Annotated in this window: 4 protein-coding genes; 1 reads left to right on the forward strand and 3 read right to left on the reverse strand. The window is 69.5% G+C overall.

Annotated elements, in window-relative coordinates:
* Window positions 1-1,477, reverse strand: a 1,477-nt coding sequence (locus N878_RS13360; protein ID WP_021444156.1) for an HAD-IC family P-type ATPase, incomplete at its 3' end; no start/stop codon positions are given.
* A 132-nt stretch (window positions 1,478-1,609) separates the two neighbouring features.
* On the opposite strand from N878_RS13360, the gene N878_RS13365 reads away from it, so the two are divergent.
* Complete coding sequence (locus N878_RS13365) at window positions 1,610-2,461, forward strand: universal stress protein (RefSeq protein ID WP_031303152.1); 852 nt, start codon at window positions 1,610-1,612, stop codon at window positions 2,459-2,461.
* A 62-nt stretch (window positions 2,462-2,523) separates the two neighbouring features.
* Here N878_RS13365 and N878_RS13370 read toward each other — a convergent pair whose 3' ends face one another.
* Together N878_RS13370 and olsB are read right to left on the reverse strand one after the other, a co-directional pair.
* The gene (locus N878_RS13370; protein ID WP_021444158.1) at window positions 2,524-3,297 is read right to left on the reverse strand and encodes a 1-acyl-sn-glycerol-3-phosphate acyltransferase; all 774 of its coding nucleotides are present in this window, start codon (window positions 3,295-3,297) and stop codon (window positions 2,524-2,526) included.
* 176 nt (window positions 3,298-3,473) lie between these two features.
* The gene (gene olsB / locus N878_RS13375) at window positions 3,474-4,217 is read right to left on the reverse strand and encodes an L-ornithine N(alpha)-acyltransferase (RefSeq protein ID WP_021444159.1); all 744 of its coding nucleotides are present in this window, start codon (window positions 4,215-4,217) and stop codon (window positions 3,474-3,476) included.
* Between the last annotated feature and the right edge of the window lie 278 nt (window positions 4,218-4,495).

Consider the following 4,495-nt stretch of genomic DNA (forward strand, 5'->3'; position numbering starts at 1 on the left):
AGTCGGCGTCCAGCGGCTGGCTGCCGCCGTCGGCGCCGCGCTGCTCGCGGCACATCTCCAGCACCCGCTCCGGCGCGCCCTTGAGGTAGATCAGGCCATGGCCCTGGTGGTCATGGTGCAGGCTGGCCATAAAGCGGTGTTCGGACTCGAAGGGAATGGCGTCGCTGCGCGGCAGCTGGGCGTGCAGGGTGGCGGCGTCCAGGCCGGCCTTGAGCGCCAGGGTGTGCAGCGCACCCTCGGTGGGGTCGCCCTGCAGGCGCCAGGTGCCGCCGGCGTCCTGCTGCAGCTGGGCGTCGTTGCACAGCGCGGCGGCGCGGGCGATTTCCAGCAGCGCGGCATCCGGTTCCATCAACGCGCCGTCCAGGTGGAAGGCGCCCTGCGGGGCGTAGCCGACACCGCTGACGTCGAGGATGCGGCTGGCGCTGACCACGCGCTGCACGGTCATCTCGTTGCGCGTCAGGGTGCCGGTCTTGTCCGAGCAGATCAGCGTCACCGAACCCAGGGTCTCAACCGCCGGCAGATGGCGGACGATGGCGTTGCGCCCGGCCATGCGCTGCACGCCGAGGGCGAGGATCACCGTCATCAGCGCCGGCAGCCCCTCGGGGATGGCGGCAGCGGTCAGCGCCACCACCATCATGAACATCTCGGCCGGGTCCTGGTCGTGCCAGAAGGTGCCGAGGGCGAAGGTGGCCAGGGCGAAGATCAGGATGGCCAGCGCCAGCCAGCGGCTGAACTGCTCGATCTGCCGCAGCAGCGGGGTGGTCATCGCCTGCACCTGCTGCAGCATGGCGCCGATGCGGCCCAGTTCGGTGGCGGCGCCGGTGGCCACCACCAGGCCGCTGGCCTGACCGCTGGCCACCAGGGTGCCGGAATAGGCCATGCAGCGGCGGTCGCCGAGGGTGGCATCGGCCTGGCAACGGGCCAGGGATTTCTCCACCGGCAGCGATTCGCCGGTCAGCGCCGCTTCCTCCACCAGCAGGTTCTTCACGCTGAGCAGGCGCAGGTCGGCCGGCACCTTGTCGCCGGAGGCGAGCAGGACGATATCGCCGGGCACCAGCTGCTCGGCGTCGATCTCCAGGCGCTCGCCGCCGCGCAGCACCAGGGCACGCGGCGACAGCAGGTTGCGGATGGCGTCGAGGGCGTTCTCCGCCTTGCCTTCCTGGATAAAGCCGATCACCACGTTGATCAGCACCGCCGCGAGGATCACCCCGGTGTCGACCCAGTGGCCGAGCAGGGCGGTGATCAGGGCGGCGGCCATCATCATGTACAGCAGCACGTTGTGGAACTGGTACAGCAGGCGCAGCAGCGGGCCGCGCCGCTTGGGCGGCGGCAGCCGGTTGGGGCCGTGCAGCTGCAGGCGAGTGGTGGCCTCGCACTGCTCCAGGCCGCTCGACGAGCTGCGCTGGGCCTCCAGTGCTTGTTGTGGAGTCAGTTCGTGCCAGGCGTTGTCAGAGTGTTCAGGGAGCCGAGTGTCCATTCGGGTGTCTCTGTTCGATGTCCCGCTAGGACCTTAGTCGGTTTCTCCGCGCCTGGCCTGATCTGCATCAAGCATCGGGGGGCTGTCCAGGCGCTCGACGGAGCGGGCCAGATGCCTGCCGAGGAGGATGAGATGAACAAGATACTGGTGGCGACCGACCTTTCCGAGCGCTCGGCACATGCCACGCAGCGCGCCGTGCAGTTGGTGCGAAGTCAGGGCGGTGGGGACTGGAGCCTGGTGCATGCGGTCGATGACGATGCGCCGACGGTATTCGTACAGAATCAGGTGCGTCAGGCCGAGACCCTGCTGCAGGCGCAGGCCGAGCGTCTGGCCGAGCAGGCCGGCAGCCGGCCGCGAGTGGTGGTCGACAGTGGCGACCCGGCCTCGCTGCTGGTGGCGAGTGCACAGGAGCTGGCGGCCGACCTGCTGGTGGTGGGGGCGCACCGCAAATCGATGTTGCGCGATTTCTTCGCCGGCACCACCCTCGAGCGGCTGGTGCGCAGCAGCCATCTGCCGGTGCTGCGGGTCAATGGGCCGGTCATGCACGAGTACCGTAGCGCGCTGCTGGCGCTGGATCTATCCAGCGGCACTTCGCAGCAGGCCTTGCGTCGGGCACGGGATCTGGGGTTGCTGAACTCGCTGGATCTCGCCGCGGCCTGCGCCCTGGAGCTGCCTTCGAGCGGCACGATGACGGAGGCGGGGCTCGGCCCGGCGTTGCTGGAGAATCAGCGCAGCGCCGCCCGTGATCAGGCTGTCGCCCAGCTTCGCGAGGAAGGGGTGGAGCTGGCAGCTGAGTGCCTGCATGTCGCGTTTGGTTCTCCCGAGCGGGTGATCGGCGAGGCTCAGCAGCAGTCTGGCGCCGATCTGCTGGTGCTCGGCACCCATGCGCGCCAGGGACTCGCGCGTTTCGTCCTGGGCAGCGTGGCCAGTCGTCTGCTGGCCGAACTGGATTGCGATGCGCTGATCGTGCCGCCGTCGGCCTGAGAAAGGCCTGTGCTGCAATCAGCGCCGCCCACAGCTCCTGGGTGGCCGGCCTGGTGTGGGCTTCAGGCGGCCTCGCGCTGGGCTGCCGGCGCGTCCAGCTGTAGGGCGGCGGCGATGCGGCTCTGCGCCTGGCGCGCCAGTTCGTTGCGGCTGGCGCTGTTGCTGGCGATCGGCGCCAGCAGCTGGATCTGCACCTCGCCGGCTTGGCTGCGCAGCAGGCGCAGCAGGTGGCTGAGCATGTCGTCGTCGCCGACGAAGGGCGCCACCGGGCACGGCTGGCCGCCGCGCAGGTAGCGGATGGCCACCGGTTGCAGCGGCACGCCGCTGTCGATCGCGCTCGCCAGCAGGCGGCCGTGGAAGGTGCGCAGGCCCAGGCCGTCGGTGGTGGTGCCCTCGGGGAAGATCAGCAGGTGGCGGCCGCGTTGCAGATGGCGACCCAGCTGCTGGCCGACCAGGTTGCTGTCGCCCGAGCCGCGGCGGATGAACAGGGTGCCGGCCTTGTGCGCCAGCCAGCCGGCCAGCGGCCAGGTGCGCACCTCGGCCTTGGACAGGAAGGAGATCGGCTGCAGCGCGCCGAGCAGCGGGATGTCGGTCCAGGACACGTGGTTGGCGACCCACAGCATGGGCTGGGTCGGCAGCTCCCCTTCGATGCGCACGCGAAACGGCAGGGCGCCGCTGAGGCGGGCGAGGAACCAGCGGGTCAGGCGTTGGCGCAGGGCCATCAGGTCGTGGCGTACCAGGCGCTCGCACAGGCTGACCACGCCGGCCAGCAGGGCGCCGCAGGCGATCACCAGCAGCAGGTGGGCCAGGCGCAGGGATAGACGCAGTTGGGCCATCGGGGCCTCCGCTTAAGGATGAGTGGCGGCATTATCCATGCACAGGAGCGTTTGGCGATGCCTGGCTGTCTGGCTGTAGGTTGGGTCGAGCAGCGACGGAGCCCAACGAGAGCGGGGCGGTGCAACGCCGAAGTGTGGCCGCACATCGCCCGTTGGGCATCGCTGCTCGACCCAACCTACACGGCCGCCTTGAAGTGGCGGGCATAGCGCGGGCACAGCTCGTCGCGCTTGAGCAGGATGAACACGTCGGCGACCTGGAAGTCGCGGTCCCAGCAGGGTTCGCCGCAGATCTTCGCGCCCAGGCGCATGTAGGCCTTGAGCAGCGGCGGCATCTCGGCGATGACGTTGCCCGGTACGTCCAGTTGCGGCAGCGGGTGCCTGGGTTCGGCGCGCAGGTGTTCGGTGCACAGGTAGCGTTCGCGCAGGCGTTGCATGATGGCCTGGGCCTGGATGCCGCCGTCCTGCATGGAGATGCTGGCGCAACCCATCAGGTAGCGGTAGCCGCCCTCGTTGAGCACCTCGGCCAGTTCGCCCCAGAGCACGGCGATGGTGGCGCCGTTGCGGTAGGCGCCATCGACGCAGGTGCGGCCGATCTCCAGCACCGGGCCCTGCAGCCCGGCCAGGCCGTGCAGGCTGAATTCCTCTTCGCTGTAGTAGCGGCCGAGGCCGGCGGCGGCCTGGTGGTCGAGCAGGCGGGTGGTGGCCACCAGCTCGCCGCTGTTCATATCACGCACACCGATATGCCGGCAGTGAATGTCGTAGTCGTCCATGTCCAGGCCCAGTTCGGCGCCGTTGAGCTTGGCGTCGAATTCGGCGCTGAACACCCGGTAGCGCAGGGCCTGGGCCTCGCGCAGGGCGGCGGGACCCACCAGGCGTTCGGCCTGCAGGCGGCGTGCGGTGTTGGGTGCAGTCTGGGTCATGCCTGAGCCTCCTTAAAGCCGGCTTTCGGGACTTGCAGCCGGTCGATCTTGTTGGGCAAAGTCAGGCTAGGTAGCCGCGGTGTCACCACCGTGAAGCTTTTTTGATGCTTGTGTGACGGCCGCCGGCCGTTGCCTGGAGGGAATACGCGATGCCCTGGTCAACCCTGCTGCAACCCGCTGCCCGCCTGAGCGCCGAACAGGGCCTGGAGGACTGGTACGGCCGGCTGCTGCAACGCCTGGGCGGGGCGCCGCAGCCGTTCGAGCTGGCCCTCGGCGGG

The sequence above is a fragment of the Pseudomonas sp. EGD-AK9 genome, from assembly GCF_000465935.2.
Classification (GTDB): Bacteria; Pseudomonadota; Gammaproteobacteria; order Pseudomonadales; family Pseudomonadaceae; genus Aquipseudomonas.